This is a genomic window from Streptomyces sp. (assembly GCF_031178505.1).
Classification (GTDB): domain Bacteria; phylum Actinomycetota; class Actinomycetes; order Streptomycetales; family Streptomycetaceae; genus Streptomyces; species Streptomyces gulbargensis.
Genome location: NZ_JAPSIW010000027.1, coordinates 1 through 20979 on the forward strand (window position 1 = coordinate 1; position 20979 = coordinate 20979).

At 71.7% G+C, this 20979-nt stretch carries 19 protein-coding genes and 2 pseudogenes; 17 read left to right on the forward strand and 4 right to left on the reverse strand.

The window, feature by feature from the left end; translation table 11 throughout:
* The 6 genes from RIF68_RS04330 to RIF68_RS04355 form a co-directional block, all read left to right on the forward strand.
* Positions 1-117: 2-oxo acid dehydrogenase subunit E2 (locus RIF68_RS04330; protein WP_309049784.1), on the forward strand; the 117-nt coding region annotated here is incomplete at its 5' end.
* Positions 118-551: 434 nt separating this feature from the next.
* Positions 552-818, forward strand: a complete 267-nt coding sequence (locus RIF68_RS04335; protein ID WP_309049786.1) for a hypothetical protein — start codon at positions 552-554, stop codon at positions 816-818.
* On the forward strand, positions 731-1789 hold the full coding sequence (locus tag RIF68_RS04340; RefSeq protein ID WP_309049785.1) for a hypothetical protein: 1059 nt from the start codon (positions 731-733) through the stop codon (positions 1787-1789). Before RIF68_RS04335 ends, RIF68_RS04340 begins: the two co-directional genes overlap by 88 nt.
* 53 nt (positions 1790-1842) lie before the next feature.
* The gene (locus RIF68_RS04345; protein WP_309049775.1) at positions 1843-3210 is read left to right on the forward strand and encodes an NAD(P)/FAD-dependent oxidoreductase; all 1368 of its coding nucleotides are present in this window, start codon (positions 1843-1845) and stop codon (positions 3208-3210) included.
* A 53-nt stretch (positions 3211-3263) separates the two neighbouring features.
* On the forward strand, positions 3264-4391 hold the full coding sequence (locus RIF68_RS04350) for a low temperature requirement protein A (RefSeq protein ID WP_076681950.1): 1128 nt from the start codon (positions 3264-3266) through the stop codon (positions 4389-4391).
* Positions 4392-4552: 161 nt separating this feature from the next.
* On the forward strand, positions 4553-6235 hold the full coding sequence (locus RIF68_RS04355) for an MFS transporter (RefSeq protein ID WP_309049776.1): 1683 nt from the start codon (positions 4553-4555) through the stop codon (positions 6233-6235).
* 975 nt (positions 6236-7210) lie between these two features.
* On the opposite strand, the gene RIF68_RS04365 is transcribed toward RIF68_RS04355, so the two are convergent.
* The 4 genes and pseudogenes from RIF68_RS04365 to RIF68_RS04380 all read right to left on the reverse strand — a co-directional run.
* Positions 7211-8185: a hypothetical protein gene (locus RIF68_RS04365; protein WP_309049777.1), complete on the reverse strand. Its 975-nt coding sequence runs from the start codon at positions 8183-8185 to the stop codon at positions 7211-7213.
* Between the two features lie 66 nt (positions 8186-8251).
* Positions 8252-9124, reverse strand: coding sequence for an alpha/beta hydrolase (locus RIF68_RS04370; RefSeq protein WP_309049778.1), 873 nt, complete (start codon positions 9122-9124; stop codon positions 8252-8254).
* A gap of 54 nt (positions 9125-9178) precedes the next feature.
* Positions 9179-9904, reverse strand: coding sequence for an alpha/beta fold hydrolase (locus RIF68_RS04375; RefSeq protein ID WP_076681939.1), 726 nt, complete (start codon positions 9902-9904; stop codon positions 9179-9181).
* A 414-nt stretch (positions 9905-10318) separates the two neighbouring features.
* A pseudogene (locus RIF68_RS04380) lies at positions 10319-10881 on the reverse strand (transposase); the annotation flags it as partial.
* A gap of 584 nt (positions 10882-11465) precedes the next feature.
* Here RIF68_RS04380 and RIF68_RS04385 point away from each other — a divergent pair.
* The 11 genes and pseudogenes from RIF68_RS04385 to RIF68_RS04435 form a co-directional block, all read left to right on the forward strand.
* Positions 11466-12209 carry a hypothetical protein gene (locus tag RIF68_RS04385; protein ID WP_076681937.1) on the forward strand — a complete coding sequence of 248 codons (744 nt, stop codon included), beginning with the start codon at positions 11466-11468 and terminating at the stop codon, positions 12207-12209.
* 3 nt (positions 12210-12212) lie between these two features.
* Positions 12213-13184: a hypothetical protein gene (locus tag RIF68_RS04390; RefSeq protein WP_079249802.1), complete on the forward strand. Its 972-nt coding sequence runs from the start codon at positions 12213-12215 to the stop codon at positions 13182-13184.
* Between the two features lie 189 nt (positions 13185-13373).
* Positions 13374-14048, forward strand: a pseudogene (locus tag RIF68_RS04395) (alpha/beta hydrolase fold domain-containing protein).
* Positions 14049-14218: 170 nt separating this feature from the next.
* Positions 14219-14881, forward strand: a complete 663-nt coding sequence (locus RIF68_RS04400) for a hydrolase (RefSeq protein WP_309049779.1) — start codon at positions 14219-14221, stop codon at positions 14879-14881.
* A 5-nt stretch (positions 14882-14886) separates the two neighbouring features.
* Positions 14887-15393: a DoxX family protein gene (locus tag RIF68_RS04405; protein ID WP_309049780.1), complete on the forward strand. Its 507-nt coding sequence runs from the start codon at positions 14887-14889 to the stop codon at positions 15391-15393.
* 100 nt (positions 15394-15493) lie between these two features.
* On the forward strand, positions 15494-16072 hold the full coding sequence (locus RIF68_RS04410; protein WP_079249801.1) for a Dps family protein: 579 nt from the start codon (positions 15494-15496) through the stop codon (positions 16070-16072).
* 147 nt (positions 16073-16219) lie between these two features.
* The gene (locus tag RIF68_RS04415; RefSeq protein ID WP_076681931.1) at positions 16220-17173 is read left to right on the forward strand and encodes an alpha/beta hydrolase; all 954 of its coding nucleotides are present in this window, start codon (positions 16220-16222) and stop codon (positions 17171-17173) included.
* 47 nt (positions 17174-17220) lie between these two features.
* Positions 17221-19086 (forward strand): amidohydrolase, encoded by a 1866-nt coding sequence (locus RIF68_RS04420; RefSeq protein ID WP_206269290.1) that lies wholly within the window; start codon positions 17221-17223, stop codon positions 19084-19086.
* A gap of 16 nt (positions 19087-19102) precedes the next feature.
* Positions 19103-19831: a GPR1/FUN34/YaaH family transporter gene (locus RIF68_RS04425; RefSeq protein WP_309049781.1), complete on the forward strand. Its 729-nt coding sequence runs from the start codon at positions 19103-19105 to the stop codon at positions 19829-19831.
* Between the two features lie 38 nt (positions 19832-19869).
* Complete coding sequence (locus RIF68_RS04430) at positions 19870-20211, forward strand: GNAT family N-acetyltransferase (protein WP_076681924.1); 342 nt, start codon at positions 19870-19872, stop codon at positions 20209-20211.
* 76 nt (positions 20212-20287) lie between these two features.
* Positions 20288-20979 (forward strand): extracellular solute-binding protein (locus RIF68_RS04435; protein ID WP_309049782.1); only part of this gene is annotated, 692 nt, incomplete at its 3' end.

Sequence of the window (20979 nt, forward strand, 5' to 3'; positions counted from 1 at the left end):
TACCTGTCGCTCTCCTACGACCACCGTCTGGTGGACGGCGCCGACGCCGCCCGCTACCTGACCGCGGTCAAGGCGATCCTGGAGGCCGGCGAGTTCGAGGTCGAGCTCGGCCTGTAGCGCCGCCGCGGAACGCAGTACCACTCCCAACGCCCTGCCAGGAAAGGCGCAACCCCGTGCGGAGTTCCCGCCAGGCACGGATCCTGCTCTGGATTCTCATAGCAGCGGTCGGCGCGACCGGCTGGTCCGTCTTCGCCCTCTCCCGGGGCGAGCGGGTCTGACACTCGGGAGGACGCCGAGACAGTCCTGCGCGTCGCCCTGGCCGAAGACCTCGCCCAGGGCCACACGCCAAGCTCGGAGCCCCGCGCCCTGCAGCCGCAGATGCTCCTGCTGACCGCCGCCGCGGGGCGGGACCGGCGTGGAGGGGATCCAGGAATGGATGTGCGGTCGAGGGGGCGAAAGGAACGGAGAGAGCCGGCGGTCATGACACCGTCGGCCCCTTCTTACCGGGGGGTGCCGGGGATGCGGCCACCGGTCGCACCGTCCGGGACATCGTGCGCGCCGACGTGTGCACCCGCGTCAACGCGGTCATCGGTGTGCTGCTCCTGATCGTCCTGGCTGTCGGGCCCGTCCAGGACACCGTCTTCGGCGTCGTCGTCCTCGCCGACATCCTGCTCGGCGTCGTCCGGGACGTACGCGCCGGCCCGGCCCCGACCATATCGGCCTCGGCGACATCGTCCGACCCGGTCCCGGGGACCAGGTCGTCGTCGACGGCACCGTGCTGGAGGCGGACGGCCTGGAGGTCGACGAGGCGCTCCTGACCGGTGCGGCCGACCCCGTGCTCAAACGCCCGGGCGACGACGTGATGTCCGGGAGCTCCGTCGTCTCCGGCTCCGGCGCGCTCGCCGTCAAGAGGATCAGCCGGGACACCCGCGCGGCGCGGCCGGCGGAGAAGGCCGCCCGCTTCACACCCGTCGAATCCGAACTGCGCGACGGCGTCACCACCCTCGTCAGGTACGCCACGTATGCCATGATCCCGGCCGGGATCGCGCTGTTCATGCATCAGTTGACCATCGGCGGCGGCGATGTGCCCGAGGCGGCGCGGCGGATGGTCGCTGGCGTCGTCCCGGTGGTCCCCGACGGGCTCGTGCTGCTCGCGTCGGCCGCCTTCGCCGGAAGTGTCGTCCGGCTCGGGAAGCGGAAGTGTCTCGTGCGGGAACCGGCGGCCGTCGAAGGGCTCACGCGCGTGGACACCGTACCCCCGGCACCGGGCGTCCGCGGCCCCACTTCGTGCGGCGGGTGCTCTGGTTCGCCGTCCTGTGCGGGCCGTGACAGCCACGGCCACCATGGGGTCGTACGCCGTCGCCCGCGCGGTCCATGGAGGGGACCTAGAGGCGCAGAGATCCGCCACGACGTTCACGGCCTTCCTCGTCGGGCTGTAAGCGCTGCCCATCGTCGCGCGCCCCTGCACCTTCAGGCGCGTACTGCTCGTGCTCGCGATGGCGCTGTCCTTAGCGGCGGTCACCCTGGTACCGCACCTCCGGTCCTACTTCGGCATGGAGTTGACCGGCACCACCGCGCCGTGTGCCGCGGACGGTATCGCCGTCGTGGCCGGTGTGCTGCTCGAAGGCGCCTGGCGCGTCGCGCGCCACAGGACGGCCACGCGATCCTCTCCCCGGTCCTGATCACCCGTGGGCCCCGCGCGTCAGCCTGTGGTGTCCTGGGTCAGGAGTTCGCTTTCGGACAAGCGCCCGTGCGCCGGTGGGCGCAGGTCTTCGGTCGGCCGGTCTAGCGTCGGCATGGCGGCCCACGTCCGTGGAGCCAGAGGCGCGAGGAGAGACAGACATGAGCGCGAACGAGCAGGCGGGTGTGGTGGTCGTCGGGTTGGGCCCGGGCGGTGAATACGTCGCGGGCGCCCTCGCCGAAGCCGGCCTCGACGTGGTGGGGGTCGAGGCGGAACTTGTCGGGGGTGAGTGTCCGTACTGGGGATGCGTGCCCAGCAAGATGATGATCCGGGCCGGGAACCTGCTCGCCGAGGCGGGCCGGGTGCCCGCTCTCGCCGGCGAAGCGGTCGTCACACCGGACTGGGGCAGGGTCGCCGGACGTATCCGCGACGAGGCCACCGACGACTGGAACGACCAGGTCGCCGCCGACCGTCTCGCGGCCAAGGGCGGTCGCCTCGTCCGGGGAAGGGGCCGGCTCTCCGGGCCGCGCCGGGTGACGGTCGGCGACCGCACGATCGAAGCCCGGCGCGGTGTGGTGCTGGCCACCGGCACCCGGCCCCGGATCCCCCCGGTGCCGGGCCTTGAGGGAACGCCGTACTGGACCAACAGGGACGCCATGGCGGCCAAGGAACTGCCGGAGTCGATGATCGTGCTCGGTGGGGGTGCCATCGGCGTCGAACTCGCCCAGGCCTTCGCCCGCTTCACGTGCGTGGTCACGGTGATCGAGGGGCAGGGCCGGCTGCTTTCGCAGGAGGAACCGGAAGCCGGTGAGCTGGCCACGGAGGCTCTGCGGGCGGACGGAGTCACCGTACTCACGGGTGTTCGGGCACAGCGGATCAGCCATGACGGCACCGAGTTCACCGTCCGAGTCGAGGGTGAGGAGGAGCCGCTTCGCGCCGAACGGCTTCTGGTCGCCACTGGGCGCCACACCGACCTGACCGCGCTGGCGGTCGACACCGTGGGGCTCGACCCGATGGCGGGAGCCGTGCACACGGACGGGCAGATGCGGGCGGGGGAGGGGCTGTGGGCGGTCGGCGACATCACGGGCCGGGGCGCCTTCACCCATGTGTCGATGTACCAGGCGCAGATCGCCGTCAGGGACATCCTCGGCCGGCCCGGCCCCGACGCCGACTACCGGGCGCTGCCCCGCGTCACCTTCACCGATCCGGAGATCGGGGCCGTCGGACTGACGGAGAGGCAGGCGTGTGAGCGGGGACTGCGGGTACGCACCAGTGTGCTGCCCGTCGCCTCGTCCACGCGCGGCTGGATCCACGGGCCGGGCAACGAGGGGTTCATCAAGCTTGTCGAGGACGCGGACCGGGGCGTGCTGATCGGCGCGACGTCGGCGGGCCCCGCGGGCGGCGAGGTGCTCTACGGACTGAACGTGGCCGTCCACGCCGAGATACCCGTCGACCGGCTCCGGCACATGATCTACACGTACCCCACGTTCCACCGGACGGTCGAGGCCGCGCTCGGAGCCCTCCGCTGAACCGCCACACACCGGTCGCCCACGAGATCCCGGCGCCCGGGCGACGGCGGACCATGCCGGGCCGCGACCCCGGAGAGCCGCGCAGGACCACCACATCGCTGGAGCTCCTCTTCGACCTGTGCTTCGTCGTCGCGGTGGCGCAGGCGTCCGGGAGTCTGCACGGGGCGCTGGCCGAAGGGGAGTACGCCACCGGGGTTCTGCGCTTCGCGCTGGTCTTCTTCACCATCTGGTGGGCGTGGATGAACTTCACCTGGTTCGCCTCCGCCTACGACCCGGACGACGTCCCGTACCGGTTGACGGTGCTGGTCCAGATCACCGGGGCGCTCGTGATAGCCGCCGGCGTTCCGCGCGCGTTCGAGGAGGGTGACCTGCGGGTCATCACCGTCGGATACGTCCTGCTGCGCACGGCATTGACCGCCCTGTGGCTGCGCGCCGCGTGGTCCGACCCGTCCCGGCGGGCGACCACCCTGCGCTTCGCCGCCGGAGTGACAGCGTGTCAGGTCGGCTGGGTCGGGCTGCTGGGCCTCCCGGCCTCGGCACGCCTTCCGGGGATCGTGGTGCTGATCGTCGCGGAGGTGTCCGTCCCGGTGTGGGCCCAGTCCGCCGGGATGACCCCATGGCATCCGCGCCACATCGCCGAGCGCTACGAACTGTTCACCCTCATCGTCATCGGAGAGTCCATCGCGGCGGCCACCGTCGCGGTTCGGGGCGCCTTCGACCGGCACCACGGCACCGGTTCGCTGTACGCGGCCGCGGCCGGTGGCCTGTTCATGGCCTTCGCCATGTGGTGGCTGTACTTCGCCAGGTCCGCGCATACCCTGCTCGCCACCACGCACCAGGCCCACCGCAGGAGATTCACCTGGGCCTACGGCCACTACCTGATCTTCGCTTCGGCGACCGCGGAGGGAGCCGGCCTCGCCGCGTACGCCGATCACGTCACGCGTCGGACGGATGGCTCCGCGTGGGCCGCGGGCGCGGCGGTCACCGTCCCCGCGGCCGTCTTCCTGATCACCGTCTGGGCCGTGCACCTGCGGCCCCATCAGAGGACCGTAACTCAACGGGTTCCGTATCCCATCGCCGCGGTCGGCGTCCTGCTGGCCGCCTTCTGCCCCGCACCCGCCCTCACCGCCGGAGCACTACTGGCGGCCCTGGTCGTGGTGGTGGCGAGGGAACAGCGGTGAGACGTCCTCGGTGTTCAGCGCGGTGCGCCGTCGGAACGCATGCTGTGCGCTGCCGTGACAGCGGGTGCTTCGGCTCGCAATAGCCTGCTGCCGAGGCGGTTACGGGGTGGTCGACGTCCCTTGGGTCAAGCCGCAGGCATGAACACACCGGTAGGAACGACGTGAACACCGTACTGTCAAAGAAAGCCCTCCCAGAGGCCGGTTCGGCCTGGGCCCCGCTCGCGGCCCGTGTCTTCCGGGCGCTGTGGATCGCGCAACTGGTCTCCAACATCGGCAGCTGGATGCAGACCGTGGGCGCCCAGTGGTTGCTGATCGGCCATGACGCCGCCCTGGTGACGCTCGTGCAGACCGCGTCCGGTCTCCCCGTCGTGCTGCTGGCTCTGCCCTCAGGCGTGCTGGCCGACCGCTTCGACCGTCGCGCGGTGCTGCTGACCGCTCAGTTCGCGATGCTCGCGGCCTCCACCACACTGTCGGTGCTCGCGTTCGCGGACGCGCTCACCCCGGCTCTGCTGCTCGGTCTCACCTTCCTGCTGGGATGTGGCACCGCTCTGATGGGCCCGGCCTGGCAGGCCATCCAGCCGGAACTCGTGGAACGCCGCCAGTTGGGACAGGCGGCGGCGCTCGGCGCCGTGAACATGAACCTGGCTCGCGCCCTCGGCCCGGCACTTGGGGGAGTGGTGGTCGCGGCAGCGGGCGCTGGCTGGGTCTTCGCCTTCAACGCGGCCTCCTACCTCGGCACCGCGGCCGTTCTGGTGCTGTGGAGACGGCCCGAGGCGGCACCGCCGGCCGTCCGGGGCGAGAAGCTCCTGACGGCTCTGCACGCCGGCCACCGCTATGTGCGGCACGCACCCGGCGTCCGCCGGGTCCTGCTGCGCACGGTGCTGTTCATTCCCGGCGCCGCCGCCCTGTGGTCGCTGCTTCCGCTGGTCGCGAGCCGCTCCCTCGGCCTGGGCTCTGGCGGGTACGGGGTGTTGCTCGGCGCGGTGGGAACCGGAGCCGTGGGCGGGGCGTTCGCGCTGCCCGCGATCCGCCGCGCGCTGGGTGTCAACGGCACTCTGGCCGCGGGGGCCCTCGTCTTCGCCGGAGTCCTGGCGGCCTTGGCCACGATCCGGGCCCCATGGCCGGCCACGGTCGTGCTGCTGCCCGCCGGTCTGGCCTGGATCGGCGTGCTGTCCACCCTCAACACGGCCGTCCAGGCTCGGCTTCCCGGCTGGGTCAGGGCCCGGGGACTCGCCGTCTATCTCCTGGTCTTCCAGGGCGGGCAGGCGCTGGCGGCACCCCTATGGGGTGCGCTGGCCGACAGTCTGGGGCTGACCGTCTCCCTGCTGGCCGGCAGCGGGCTGCTGCTGGTCGGCGCGGTGATCGGCCGTCGCCGGCCGGTGCACGGAACGGACGGTGTCGATCCGTCCCCGTCCGACCACTGGCCCGTTCCGCCCCTCGTGTTCGAGCCCGGCCCGGCCGACGGCCCCGTGCTGGTCTCTGTCGTGTACCGGATAGCAGCCGAGAACAGGGCCGCCTTCATCGTCTCCATGGGCCAGGTGGCCCGTTCACGCCGACGCACGGGGGCGCTCACCTGGGGCATCTACCAGGACGGCGGCGATCCGGGACGGTTCGTCGAGAACTACCTGGTCGCGTCCTGGTCGGAGCATCTCGCCCAGCACCACGGCCGGCTGACGGCCACCGACCGCCGTCACGAGGAGAGGGCCCGCGGACTGCTCGTCGAGGGCACCGCGCCGGAGGTGAGCCACGCGTTCGACGCAGCCGACGGACCCACCGTGCCCGAAACGGATGCGTCCGGGGCGTCCCACACTGAAGCCTGCCACTCGCTGGGCGACATGCCGTAGGCAGCCCTGAAGACCCGGCTGAAGGTGACGCGCTGGTGAAACCCCACGGGTGTGCCACGGCGGCCACCGCGAGCCTGTGATCCGGTGCCCGACTGAGTTCGTATCGGCAGGCCTCGAGCCGACGCAGGCGTGTCAACTGACTCGCTGCCGTGCTGCCGTGCTGCCGTGCCCTCGCTCTGGAAGAGCTTGTGCAGACAGCGGACGGAGATGTGGTGAGCGAGCACGATCGACTCCGGTGACAGATCCGGATCAGTCAGGTGCAGCTCGATGAAGGCCCGGATGCGTGAAGGCGTCTGCGCACCGATGCCTGAAGAGTTGGCCTGCTCCCCCTCGACGAATTCTGTGACGAGTGCGGCGAGGAGGTCCACGGCGTTGCGGGCGATGCGGTAGCCGATGTGCGTCCGGTGGAACGCCGTCTGGGAGGCGAGCGCGGACAGGAAACCCGACACCAGTGCCCCCGTACCCTCTTCGCAGCCCAGGGGCACACCCATGACCCGGCGCAGGTCGGAATCGGCGACATCCAGGCGGCGTCGCGGCACACGGAAGACCGTCATCCGGAACTGGTCGCCGAAGCGCGGGGAGTCACACAGCCCCGCGTCGCAGAAGCCCATGTCGTCCGGCTTGAGGACGACCTCGTCTCCGTCGTGCCGGACCGCGACCGAATCGTGGACATGCAGGACGATGTACAGGGCGTTCTCATCGCGGGCGGCCGAGAGCCAGGGCAGGACGGGGGTCCGCTCCTCGTCGGAACGCAGGACGAAGGTGCGCAGGGAACCGAGGCCGTCCGTGGCGGAAAATATCGCTGACATGCCTACCAGCGTGGCTCTCGCACGGGGACAGACGCATCAGTCGGCCGACTGGTCTGCCTGGTCGCGGTGGTGCGGACGCCGGTCGCCGCCACCGCCAGGTCGATGGCGGTAGCGGCGGCTCCGGGGGAGTGTCAACCAACGGCTCGACGGGCCGAACACCGCCGGCTCATCGGGCGGAGTGGATCCGGGCGGCCAGGAGGTTGGGGTCGTTGTTGGTGAAGTAGGCGCCGCTGGCGATGTAGGCCGTGTTGCCGCGTACGGCGAGCGAGGTCGGGTTCTCCAGACCGTCGGCGCCGGTCAGCATGACGGTGTGGCTGCCGCTCGGCCTGACGAGGGCCACCTTGTTGTCCGCGTTGATCGCGGCAAGGAGGGTGTCGCCGCGGCCGGTGAACGCGAAGTCGTCGATGTCGGTCAGGCCGGTGGCCCGGGTCTCGACCCGCCCGGCGGCGCCGTACCGGGTGACCGGGACGCGCAGCACGGTGCCCTTGTCCAGGTTGGACGCCCAGACCGCCCCGTTGTGGATTTTGATGCCGTTGGCTCCGAGGAATCCCTCGGCGGCCAGTTCGGGGTCGGTGGCCCACCGCGTGGGCGTGCCCCCGGTGACAGGCACCCGCCAGATGGTGCCGAGGACCGAGTCGGCCACGTACAGCCGGCGTTCGTGCCGGTCGAGGGCGAGGCCGTTGGGTAGGCCGTCGGCGGGGAGCGCGGCGATGCGGTGCGGGGCGCCGCCGGGGCGCAGGCGCCACAGGCCGGTCAGGTCGCCGCTGCCGGTGGCGTACAGGAAGTACAGGGTTCCGTCGTGGGCACGGACGATTCCGCCGAGGAAGGGCGAGGAGAGGGCGGGGGTCTCGGCGCCGGCCGGAGGCTTGGGCAGGGTGGCGAGGACGTGCACCCGGCCGTCACGGTCGATGCGGGCCACTTGACGGCAGTAGGCGAAGGTGACGACGGCGCTGCCGCCGGGCTCCAGAGTGATGTTCTCCGGTCGCTGGCCGTCGGCGATGTCCAGGTGGGCGACGAAGCGCACGTCCGGCTTCGGGGCGGCCGTGGCCGCCGTCGTGGGACCGGCGGCGGTCACGGCGAGGGCCGTCGCGACGGCTGAGGCCAGGAGGCCGGCGCGGGTCCCTGTGAGGAATCTGGGCATGCGGGATCTCTTCTCTTTCTCTGTGATTGAAGGGGGACCGGTAGGGGATGGGTCCCGAGGCGTACGTCAGTGGCCGGAGCGGACAGCGCGGACCGCCCGCAGGATCAGACCGGTGACAGGGTCGGGATCGCTCACGGCGGCCGCGTGCGGGGCGCGGACGGTGACCGTGTGGGCACGGGCGCGCTTGGCCATCCAACGCTCGGCGGCCGGCGGGATGTTGCGGTCCTGGGTGGCCACGAGGCACCAGCTGGGGATCGACTTCCACGCGGCCGCGGTGGCCGGCTCCTGGAGAGCCGCCAGGGTGATCGGACGCTGTCCCGCGGCCATGACCTGGGCGGTCGTGCGGGGGACACCGGCCGCGAACTGCTTGCGGAACAGGTCTTTCTTGATGACCAGCTCCTCTCCCTGTCCGCCGCCGGGCAACGGGTAGTACTGGGTGGCGGTGGCCTGTCCCAGGGTGCTGCCCGGGAACTTGTCGGTGAGCTGGAGCGCGCTCTCGCCGACGTCCGGAATGAAGGCGGCTATGTAGACCAGCGCCTTGACCTGCGGGGCGCCGGCCGCGGTCTGGCTGATGACCGCTCCGCCGTAGGAGTGCCCCGCCAGCACGACCGGTCCGGTGACGCTGTCCAGAACGCTGCGGATGTACGCGGAGTCGCTTGCGAGGCCGCGCAGCGGGAGGGCCGGCGCCAGTACGCGGTGGCCCTCCCGCTGGAGGCGTTCGACGACCGCGCTCCAGCTGGAGGCGTCGGCGAACGCGCCGTGGATCAGGACGATGGTGGGTGCGGCGGGGCGCCCGTGCCGTTCGCCCGGCCGGGCGGCCGTCGCCGACGGTGCGGCCTGCGCGGCTTGCGCGGCCTGTGCGGTGCCGGCGGTCCCCAGGGCGGCTGCGCCGGCCAGGAGGGACACGCTGACGGTGCGACGTGAGATCGGTGGGTTCATCGTTCGCTCCCTGCGGAGGGCTGGAAGGGTGGAGGGGGGAGGCGGCCGTGGGGGTCAGCCGGAGACGGCCCGTACGGCTTCCTCGATCAGGTCGACGACGCGCTCGGGGTGGGCGAGCATCACCAGGTGGGAGGAGTCGACCTCCACGGTGGTCATGCCGGCCCGCTGGTAGCCGTAGCGCTCCACATCGGGGTTGATGGTGTGGTCGGACGAAGCGACCAGGCCCCAGGACGGCTTCGTCTTCCAGGCCGCCTCCGGGGCCGCGTCGGCAAATGCCTGCGCGGCCAGCGGGCGCTGGGACACAGCGAGGACGGCGGCGAGTTCCGGGTCGACGTCGGCGGCGAAGATGGCGGGGAACTTGTCGGTACGGACCGACACGTCGGTGCCGGGCGCGGCCGAGCCCTCGATCGGGAAGGGGGTGTAGACGAGTGCGGCGGCAAGGTCGCTGTCCGGGAAGCGGCCCTGCAGTTCGCCCAGGCTCTCACCCTTCTCCAACGCGTAACCGGCCAGGTAGACCAGTGCCTCGACGTTGTCCTCGGTGCCGGCGACGGTGATGACCGCTCCGCCGTAGGAGTGGCCCACCAGGACGACCGGACCGGGTATCTGCCGGACGACGGAGGCGACGTAGGCGGCGTCCCCGATCAGGCTGCGGTTGGGCACCGCAGGGGCGACCACGTCCAGGCCGCGGGCGATCAGCCGGGGGATGACCTCGGCGTAGCTGGAGGCGTCGGCGAAAGCGCCGTGCACGAGGACGACGGTCGGCTTGTCGGAACTGGGCATGGGAAACTCCCTCATCAGTGGGGTGGTCGGGTGTGTCGCGCGGCTGACGGCCGGGCGGGGCTGCCGTGGTGGGCCCCTGCGCCGTGAGATGCCGCGGCCGGTCGCGCCGACACGTGAGCAACCCTAGGGACGGCTGGGTGGGGTATTTGCCTGTCCGCGCCCCGGTTGTGGCCTGTACGTGTCCACGTTCAGCTGCCGCTGTTCGGAGGCGGCGCCCGGTCAGCCGTTCCAGTCCGCGAGAAAGTCAAGGAGTTTGATCGGTCAGGGGCCGAGGTCGTCCCGCAATTGAGCGCGTCCCGTGATGCCGCGCTTCGGGAAGATCTTGTGCAGGTGGAAGCCGATGGTGCGGGGGTGCCTCTATGTCTTCCGTCAAGGCATCCCTGTCGGGTCTGGGGTGGTTCGGTGTTGCTGGGGTTATGCGGCGAGCTCGACGTCCTTCGGTGTCCGGGGTTCGTAGAAGGTGCCGTCGCGGAGCATGGCGAACAGGACGCTGATGCGGTGGCGGGCGAGGCGGAGGAGGGCCTGGGTGTGGGTCTTGCCGTGCGCTCGCTGGCGGTCGTGGTAGGTGCGAGAGGCAGGGTCGGCGTTCACGCAGGCGAAGGCGGACAGGAACATCGCGCGTTTGAGCTGCCGGTTGCCGCCTCGTGGCGCGTGTTCGCCGTGGATCGAGGTCCCTGACGACTTGGTCATCGGGGCGAGGCCGGCGTAGGAGGCCAGGTGGGCGGCGGTGGGGAAGCTGGTGCCGTCGCCGACGGTGACCAGGAAGGCGGCGGCGGTCCTGACCGCGACTCCCGGAATCGAGGTCAGGACCGCGGAAAGAGGGTGGGCCTCCAGCAGCTGTCCGATCTGCGTTTTCAGGGCTCGTCGCTGTTCGTGGACGGCCGCGAGCGGGCCAGGGAGGGGATCACGAGGTCGAGTGTGGCGGTGCCGGGGACCACGACGGTCTGCTCGTCGAGCGCGTCGAACACCTCGTCGATCTCCGCGTCGTCGGGCCGGCCCAGTAGGGCCGTGGCCCGGTGCACGATCGCGTCCAGTCGGCCGGAGCGGGGTGAGCCCAGGTGGTCTTCGACGGCCAGGAGCACGGCGCGGGCGTCGTCGGCCCGGCCGGCGCGTACGGCCGCCGCGGCGAGGTCGGCGAGGTAGTAGGACGAGGCATGGTGGTGCACGGGGAGGGGCGGGGCATCCTGTGTGAACACGCGGCGGAGGTGCTCGTACGCCGCCCCGCGGTCGCCTTCCGCGAGCGCCGCCGTGCCGAACTGCACCGGCTGCTTCTGCCGGTCCTTGGGGGAGCCGGGCCGCAGGAGCGACGTGCGCTGTGTGCCGCCTCGCTGGCACTCCTGACCCGCATCGCCCGGACGAACCCGCTGCTTGTGGCGGTGGACGACGCTCAGGACTGGGACGACGCGTCCTCGGACGTCCTGTTCTCCGTACGGCGGCAGCTCACGGACCAGGCGGTGACCATGCTGTTCACCGTACGCGGCGAAGGCCCCCCGCCCCGGGTCCCGGCGGATCTCCCCGTCCTGCGGCTCGGCCGTTGCCGCCCGGAGCGGCGGCCCGCCTGTTGGACGCGCAGCCCGACGCACCCCGGGGACGGCTCCGCCTCGACCTGCTCCGGCAGGCGGAGGGCAACCCGCTGGCGATCGTCGACCTGCACCGGGCAGCGCGCGTCGGTGCCGGGCCGGCCCCGGCCTCACCGGTGTCCGCGCCGCGGCTCGACGGTCTCCCCAAGGACACGCGGCGCGCGTTGCTCTACGCCTCGGCCGCGCTGCGGGAGGAGGAGCTCCGTATCGTGATGGCCGCCCTGGGCACCGACGACCTCACCGTGCGGACCCCGGCGGAGGAGGCCGACCTGATCGGAATCCCCGACGGCCGCCTCACGTTCGGTCACCCGCTGGCGCGTGCGGCGGCCCTCTGCCAGCAACCCGCGAAGCTGCGGCAGCGGGCCCACCGGGACCTCGCGGCGGCGGAGGGCCAGAGCCCGGCGTACCGGGCATGGCATCTGGCCGCCGCCGCGATCGGACCCGACGAGGAGGTCGCCTCGGCCCTGGAGCGGGCGACCGCCGCGCACGCCGCGAGCACGGGCGACCACTTCGCCTCGGCGAAGGCGCTGGAGCAGGCGGCACGGCTCAGCGGCAACGACGTGGGCCGGGCCCGCCGACTCGCCGCGGCCATGGCGGCGGCGAGCACCCTCGGGGACCCGGAGTGGGTCCGCGACCTGTACGCGGAGTTCTCCCGGGTCGGCCCCGACGTGCACGCGGAGTTCTCCGTCGGCCGCGACCCGGACCTGCGCTGCAAGGCGGTCTGAGCCATGGCCGCCACGCTGTCGCTGCTCTCGTTCCAGCGGGAAGCCTCCGGGCTCCTGCTGGACCTGTGGCGCGACTCTCCCTCGTGTACCGCAGCCACCTCTCTCGCGTTCACCGCGCTCGCGGCGGCGATCACCCAGCAGTCCGGTCTGCCGGAGCATCGTGCGGAGCTGCAGCGCCTGCTCGACCACGCACGCCGGCCTGCCCGTGCCACACTCGCGGCGGGGGACGACCGTGCCGTGCTCGACGGGCCGGCCCCGCTGACCCGGCTGCTGATCCGCGCCTCGGTGGCGTACTACACCGACGAGTCGGAGCAGAGCGCGGAGATGTACCGGCGGGTGAGCACGGTGCGCGATCCCCACGGGGCGTGGGGATCGAGGGTGTGGACGCTTCCGAACCACGTGGACGCCCTCATCGCCATGGGCCTATGGCCGCAGGCCCAGGCCCTGGTCGACGAAGGGCGCTCCGATGCGGTCGTCCACCGGCTGCCCCGAGTCGACATGGACCTGGAGGCGCTGGAGGTGACTCTGCGCGCGCTGCGGGGCGACAGCCTGCCGGACGTCCCGCTCACCAGCCCGCACTGGCGCACCGTCAGCCTCGACGAGAACGGTGCCACCCGGGCCAGGATGCTGCGGGCCAGTGGGCTCCACGCGCTGGCCGTGGGGGACGCGGAGCGCGCGTTCCGCCATTGCAGCTCCCTGTCCGGCGAGGACGGAACGCCCGTGGTCCCCTACCTGTCTCCGCGCTCCATCGGTGAGCTGGCCACCGCCGCACAGCGCGTCGGCCGGAACGAGGAGGCGGCGCGTGTGCTGGGTGCGGTGCGGGCGGATCTGGGCGAGCGGCCGACGACCCGCATGACGCTCCTGATGCATCACGCGGCGGCGCTCGTCGACGGGGCAGCGGACCCCGAGCACCATTTTCTGCTGGCCCTGGTCAACGGCTCGTCGACGCCTCGGCGACACCGCCCTTCTCCATGAGTTCCGGCCGGAGACCGCGCGTCAGGCGCTGCAAGAGGCCCAGGGCGATCGGATCGCCGACTTCGCCGTGGATGCCACCTTCCACGCGGCGCCCGTGGGGCCCACCGGTCTGGTGGGCTTCTGGGTCTTTCGGCCGGACGGGGTCAGCCGGCCCTCCACGATGCTCTACGTCCATGGGGGCGCGGGATGATGGGCGACGCTCAGACGCACGCATGGCTCGTCAGCGAGCTGGTGCGCGAAGCGGGTGCCGCGGCCGTCGTTCCCGAGTACGGCCGCACGCCCGAGAGCCGCTATCCGGTCGCCCTCGAAGAGTGCTACGCCCTGCTGGCCTGGACGGTCTAACAGGCCGATCCGCTCGGACTCGACAGCGAACGGCTCGCGGTCGCCGGCGACTGTGCCGGGGCCACCCTCGCCACGGCGCTCACGTTACTGGCGCGGGGGCCCGCAGATCCGCGCCCAACCGCTGTACCACCCACTGACCGACGCCCGTTGCGACAGCCCGTCACAACGGCTGCTCGCCATGGGACATCAGCTCACCCGGGATGCCGTGCGGTCCTACTGGCGGGAGTACGCCGTCGATCCCGGCAGCGGGACGAGCCGACCGCGGCGCCGCTGCGCGCGAGTACAGCCGAACTGGCGGGGCTGCCAACGGCGCTGGTCGTGACCGCGGAGGCCGATGTCGCCCGCGACGAAGCGGAGGAGTACGCGGACCGGCTGGGCCAGGCCGGTGTCACCGCGACCGCGGCGCGATTCCAGGGCACGGTCCACGACTTCGTGTCCATGACCGCCCTGCGCAACAGCCCGCCCACGCTCGCGGCGGTACGGCTCGGCGGGAGATTCCTGCGCCCTCACCTGATGAGGTGAGGGCGGCGGGGGACACCGGCTGCGGGACCTTGCCGCCGTCGGTTGTGCGCTGTCATGTCAACTCCTGGGCGCAGAGGATCAACAGGATCGGTCGGGTCGCTCCTAGCGTGAAGGAGTGCCGAGCCGTGGAGGCGGCGGGCACGTTACCGATTGCTTCGAGAGGACCCCTCATGTTCGACATCAACAAGGTGCAGGCCGCCCCGAGCAAGGATCTGCTCACGCCGGACAACTCGGTCATGCTCTTCGTGGACCACCAGCCGCAGATGTTCTTCGGCACCGGGAGCGGCGATCGCGCCGCGATCATCAACAGCACCGTGGGTCTTGCCAAGGCGGCGCGGGCCTTCGACGTGCCGACCGTTCTGACCACGGTCGCCGCCGAGTCGTTCTCCGGTCCCCTGCTGCCGCAGCTCGCCGAGGTGTTTCCCGGCCAGGAGGTCATCGACCGTACGAGCATGAACGCCTGGGAGGACGAGGCGCTCGTGGCGGCGGTCAAGGCGACCGGGCGCAAGAAGATCATTCTCTCCGGCCTGTGGACCGAGGTCTGCCTCGTGCTGCCGGCCCTCTCCGCCCTGGAGCAGGGTTACGAGGTGTACGTGGTCTCCGACGCGTCCGGCGGCGTCAGCCCGGCCGCCCACGAGCACGCGCTGCAGCGGATGCTGGCCGCCGGCGCGGTGCCGGTGACCTGGGTGCAGGTACTCCTTGAGCTGCAGCGCGACTGGGCGCGCCAGGAGACCTACCCCGCGGTCATGGAGATCGTCAAGGCGCATGCGGGCGCGTACGGCCTGGGTGTCGTGTACGCGCAGAGCGTCATCGGCGCGCATGCGGCGGGCTGACCTCCTTGGACACCGGCATCCTGATCCTGCGTCTGCTGGTGGGCCTGCTCGTCACCGGCCACGGGGTGCAGAAGATCAGTTCACACCTGGGCGGCAGGGGACTTGAGGGCGGCGCGGAGGAGTTCCGCGCGGACGGATTCCGCGGCGGAGTGCTGACCGCCCTGGCGGCGGGCGGGGGGCAGATCGGATCGGGTCTGCTGCTCGCCGCCGGCGTCCTGACCCCGCTGGCGGCGACCGGCGTCATCGGGGTCATGACGGTCGCTCTCACCGTGAAATGGCGTCATGGGCTGTGGGTGCAGAACGACGGGTACGAGTATCCGCTCGTCCTCGTCGCTACCGCCGCGGCTCTCGCCGCCACCGGTCCCGGCGCCTGGTCCCTCGACGAGGTCCTCGGCCTCACGCCCTACCCGCTGTGGTGGGCCGCCCTCGCACTCGTGGTCGGCCTCGGCAGCGGGCTGCTCACGCGGCTCGTCCTGCACCGGTCCGGGGTCCCGGCGATCAGCGGGCGCTGAGCGCGCCGCAGACCGCGTCCGGCCGCCCCCTCTCCCCGACCTGGCGGCCGGACCCTTCCCGCCCTCTTTCCCACCCCTTTTCCCGAGGCAGGAGCACTCGATGGACATCCACACGACCCAGCCCGGCGGCGGCCAGCCACTGCTGCACCAGAAGGGCGCCGAGACCCAGGCGTTCGGCACGCTCAAGCAGCTGCCGATCGGGCTCGGTCATGACACCCGCATGTACGCCTGCCAGCGGCTGAACCGCGTACTCGCCGACACGCAGATCCTGTACGCCCTCTACAAGAAGCACCACTGGCTCATGCGCGGGGCGACCTTCTACTCGCTCCACCTGATGCTGGACAAGCACGCGGTGGCCCAACTGGCCATCGTGGACGCGCTGGCCGAGCGGGTCCAGAGCCTCGGCGGCGTCGCCGTCGGAGACCCGCGCCACGTCGCGGAGCTGACCGCCATACCCCGGCCGCCGGATGGCGTCGAGCCGGTGCCCGTCATGCTGTCGCGGCTCCTCGACGCACACGAGCGGATCCTGATCGAGGCGAGGGACGCCGCCGCGCGGATCTCGGCGGAAGGCGACGAGGGCAGCACCGACCTCCTCGTCTCCGACGTCATCCGCACCGGCGAGGCACAGGTGTGGTTCCTGGCCGAGCACCTCGTGGACACCCCTCTGGTACGCGGCTGACGACCCCGGTCCGCGATCCGCTTCGAGGTCTCGGCGACACGGTGAACCCACGGTCGTATCCGCTGCCCGGGGCGGCGGCACCGGAACCGAACTCGTCCACGCCTCGGCCGTCCCCCGTCCCCTACATCCCCGCAAGGAGAGCCCTTCATGAAGAACCGACCGACACTCGAACCCGCCGCGCAGGCCTTCGCCGACGCCACCGCCCAGCCGCCGTTCCTCTACCAGATCCCCGTGGCGGACGGCCGCAAGGCCGTCGACGGTGTCCAGAGCGGCGAAGATGTCCCGCTGCCCGCCGTCGATGAGGAGTGGATCACCGTCCACGGTGGCCCGACCGGCGACGTCCGTGCCCGGATCGTCCGCCCGCGCGGCGCGACCGGCCCGCTTCCCGTGGTCCTCTACATCCATGGCGCGGGCTGGGTGTTCGGCAACGCCCACACCCACGACCGGCTGGTCCGTGAACTCGCCGTCGGCACGGGGGCGGCCGTCGTGTTCCCCGAGTACGACCTGTCGCCCGAGGCCCGCTACCCCGTCGCGATCGAGCAGAACTACAGCGTCGCCCAGTGGGTCACCCGCGAGGGTCACCACAAGGACCTGGACGGCACCCGGATCGCCGTCGCCGGCGACTCCGTGGGCGGCAACATGAGCGCGGCCCTGACCCTGATGGCCAAGGAGCGCGGTGACGTCCCGCTCGTCCAGCAGGTGCTGTTCTATCCGGTGACCGACGCCAGCTTCGACACCGGCTCCTACCACCAGTTCGCGGAGGGTTACTTCCTGCGCCGCGACGGCATGCGATGGTTCTGGGACCAGTACACGACCGACGAGGCCGAGCGCGCCCAGATCACCGCTTCCCCGCTGCGCGCCACCACCGAACAGCTCACCGGACTGCCACCGGCCCTCGTCATCACCGCCGAGGCCGACGTCCTGCGCGACGAGGGCGAGGCGTACGCGGCGAAGCTCCGCGCCGCCGGCGTCCCTGTCGTCGCACTGCGCGTCCAGGGGACCATCCACGACTTCGTCATGCTGAACGACCTGCGCCGGACGCAGGCCGCGGAACTGGCCATCGGCGTCGCCACCGACGCCCTCCGCGAGGCCCTCGCATGACCGGGCCGTCGACGCGCGGAACCCCCGTGCGCGGGCCGTCGGCAAGCATGCCGGTGGCGGGCCTCGTCCCCGGCCCGCGCCGGGAGCACGAGCACGCCGACCTCCTCGTCCGCAACGCCAGGGTCTTCACCGGTGACGCCGCCCGACCCGAGGCCCGCGCCGTCGCGATCCGCGACGGCCGGGTCGCGGCCCTCGGCGACGACCATGCCCTCGCCCACCTCGTCGGCCCGGGAACGAAGGTCGTCGACGCTCTCGGCCGCCGGGTGATCCCCGGCCTCAACGACTCGCACCTGCACGTGATCAGGGGCGGTCTGAACTACGTCCTGGAACTGCGCTGGGACGGCGTGCGAAGCCTCCGCCATGCCCTCGCGATGCTGCGTGAGCAGGCCGGCCGCACCCCGAAGGGGCAGTGGATCCGGGTGGTGGGCGGCTGGACCGCCGAGCAGTTCGCCGAGCGCAGGATGCCGACCGTCGCCGAACTCAACGCCGCCGCCCCCGACACCCCCGTCTTCGTCCTGCACCTCTACCAGTCGGCCCTGATGAACCGGGCCGCGGTGCGGGCGGCGGGGTTCACCCGCGACACCCCGGATCCGCGCGGCGGCCAGATCGTCCGCGGCCGGGACGGCGAACCCAACGGCGTGCTGCTCGCGGCGCCGAGCGCCCTGATCCTGTACTCGACCCTGGCCAAGGCGCCGGTCCTCGACGAGGCCGACAAGCGGACGTCGACACGCCACTTCCTGCGTGAGCTGAACCGCTTCGGACTGACCTCCGCGGTCGACGCCGCCGGCGGATTCCAGAACTTCCCCGACAACTACGCCACCGTCATGGACCTGGCGGCGTCGGGCGAGCTGTCCCTGCGCATCGCCTACCACCTGTTCCCGCAGACGGCGGGCCAGGAGCTGGCCGACCTGAAGCGCTGGACGGAGAAGGTCAAGCCCGGCGACGGCGACGAGTGGCTCCGGCTCAACGGCGCGGGAGAGAACCTGACGTGGGCCGCCGCCGACTTCGAGAACTTCTCCGAACCCCGGCCCGAACTCGCCGCGGGATACGAGGCCGAGTTCGAGAGCGCCGTACGGCTCCTGATGGAGAACGGCTGGGGCTTCAGGCTCCACGCGACCTACGACGAGACGATCCGCCGCGACCTGGCCGTCTTCGAGAGACTCGCCGCGGAGGGGCTCTTCCCCTACGGCAACCGCTGGCTTTTCGACCACGCGGAGACCGTCTCGGCCGGCAGCCTGGACCGGATCGCCGCCCTCGGCGGTGCCCTCTCCGTCCAGAACCGCATGTCCTTCCAGGGCACCGCCTTCCGCGACCGCTACGGCGCCGAGGCCGCCGCCCACACCCCGCCGGTCCGGGCCATGCTCGACCGGGGCCTGACCGTCGCCGCCGGCACGGACGCCACCCGCGTCTCCTCGTACAACCCGTGGGTGGCGCTCCACTGGCTGGTGACCGGGCGCACTGTCGGCGGCACGGCCCTCAGCCCGGCCGGGACCTCGATCGACCGGGAGACCGCCCTCGGCCTCTACACCCGCGGCGGGGCGGAGCTCACCGGCGAGCAGGACGTCAAGGGAATCCTCCGTGAGGGCTTCTACGGCGACCTCGCGATCCTGTCCGACGACTACCTCACCGTGCCCGAGGCCGTCATCCCCGACATCGAGGCCGTCCTCACGGTCGTCGGCGGCCGGATCGTCCACGCCTGTGCCGAGTACGCGGGTCTCGACGAGGCCATCCCGCCGGTGAGCCCGGTCTGGAGCCCCGTGGCCCACTTCGGTGGCTACCAGAGCGGCGCGCGTCAGGCGTCCCTGGTGGCCGAGGCCGTCGCCGAGTCCGAGCGGCACCGCCGTTGGCGTGTAGCCCGCGGCTCCGTTCCCGACATGCCGCCGTCGTTCGTCGACCCCTGCTTCGAGCACTGAAAGAGAGATCCACCCGATGTCCGCAGCTTCACCCGCCGCCGACGGCGGCGACACCTCGGTGGCCATGCCTTCGGGACGCCGTTTCGAGCCGGACCTCCGGTCGATGACCCGGATCAACCTGCGCCCCATCGCTTCCCCCATGCCGCTGGGCTTCTTCGCGATCGCCATCGCCTCCGTGATGACGGGCTGCCTCCAGCTGGGGCTGTTCGACGAGGCGGCCCGCCCTGCCGTCGCCTTCACGGTGCTCCCTGCCTTCGCCCTCCAGCTCCTGGTGAGCATCCTGGCCTTCGGCGCCCGTGACGTGATCGCGGCGACGCTGATGGCGGTGTTCGCCGGCAGCTGGCTGGCGTACGCACTCATCATGTTCAGCGGTGTGGCCGACGGCCTCCAGGTCCTCGGCGTGTTCAACCTGGCACTCCTCGGCTTCGGGGCCTTGATGACCGCCGTGACGCGGCCCAAGCGCGCGCTGTGGTTCGTCATCGTGGCCTCCCTGCCCCGCTGGGCGGCCACCGGCCTCGCGGGCGTCACCGGTGCCGAATGGCTGACGCTCACGGCCGGTGCGCTCGGCTTCGTGGTGGCGCTCGTCGCGATGTACACGGCGTTCGCCCTGATGCTCGAGGACGTGCGCAGCGAGCAGGTCCTGCCCATCGGCCGCAGCGGCCCCGCCCACTTCGCCGTGGAAGGCGACCTGGCCGTCCAACTGCGCAACCTGGAACGCCAGGCCGGCGTGCGCCGCACGCTCTGACCCGGCCCCACCCACCCCGCCATCACACAGGAGCACCCATGGAACCGCAGGTGACGGACCGGCCCGAGAGGTCCCGGTACGAGATCCTCGCCGGCGATGACGGCGCAGAGACCGCGGGATCCGCCGAGTACCACCTCTCGGAGGGCGAGATAGCCTTCCTCCACACCGAGATCGACAGCCGGTTCGCCGGCCGCGGCCTGGGCGGCGTCCTCGCCAGGGGAGGGCTCGACGACGCCCGGACCCGTGGGCTGCGCGTCCTGCCGTACTGCCCGTACATCCGGGGCTGGATCGGCAAGCACCCCGAATACACCGACCTGGTTCCCGAGGCGAGGCGCGCCCGCTTCGGTCTGTGGGAAGACCAGTCGAGATCGAACGATTAGTCGTTTTTGTTCGAGCGCTGGTAACTTCTGATCGCCCGCACGACCTCTTCGGCGGGCGATCGGAGGAGATACGCCCATGAGGTTCGGCGCGAGGCTCGCGCTCGCCGTCATCGCCCTGGCCTCTCTTGCCACCGCCTGCGGTGCTCCGCAGGACAGTGATCAGCGGTCGCATGCCGCCGCTGACTGCGGGCCGTATGCCAAGTATGGCAAGCACCCCGGCACCCAGGTCACCGTCTACGCGGAGAACCGGGACCGGGAGGCGGACCTGTTCGAAGAGGCCTGGGCGGACTTCGCGGACTGCACGGGGATCGACGTCCGGTACGAGGGCGACGGGGAGTTCGAGGCCCGGATCCAGCTCCGGGTGGACGGCGGGGCCGCGCCGGACGTGGCGTTCTTCCCTCAGCCCGGCCTCCTGGAACGCTTTGCGCGAGCGGGGAAGCTCAAGCCCGTGAGCGCCGGGGTCGCGGCCCTCGCGAAGGAGGGCTGGTCGGCGGACTGGAACAGCTACGCGACCGTGAAAGGCATCCTCTACGGCACGCCGCTGGTCGCGAACGTGAAGTCGTTCGTCTGGTACTCGCCGAAGTTCTTCCGCTACAGGGGACTGAGCGTTCCTCGCACATGGTCCGAGCTGATGGCCGTGACGGAGAAGGTCGCGGCGTCGGGCGTCAAGCCGTGGTGCGCGGGCATCGAGTCCGCCGAGGCGACCGGCTTTCCCGTGACGGACTGGATCGAGGACGTCCTGCTGCGTCAGCAGGGGACGCACGTCTA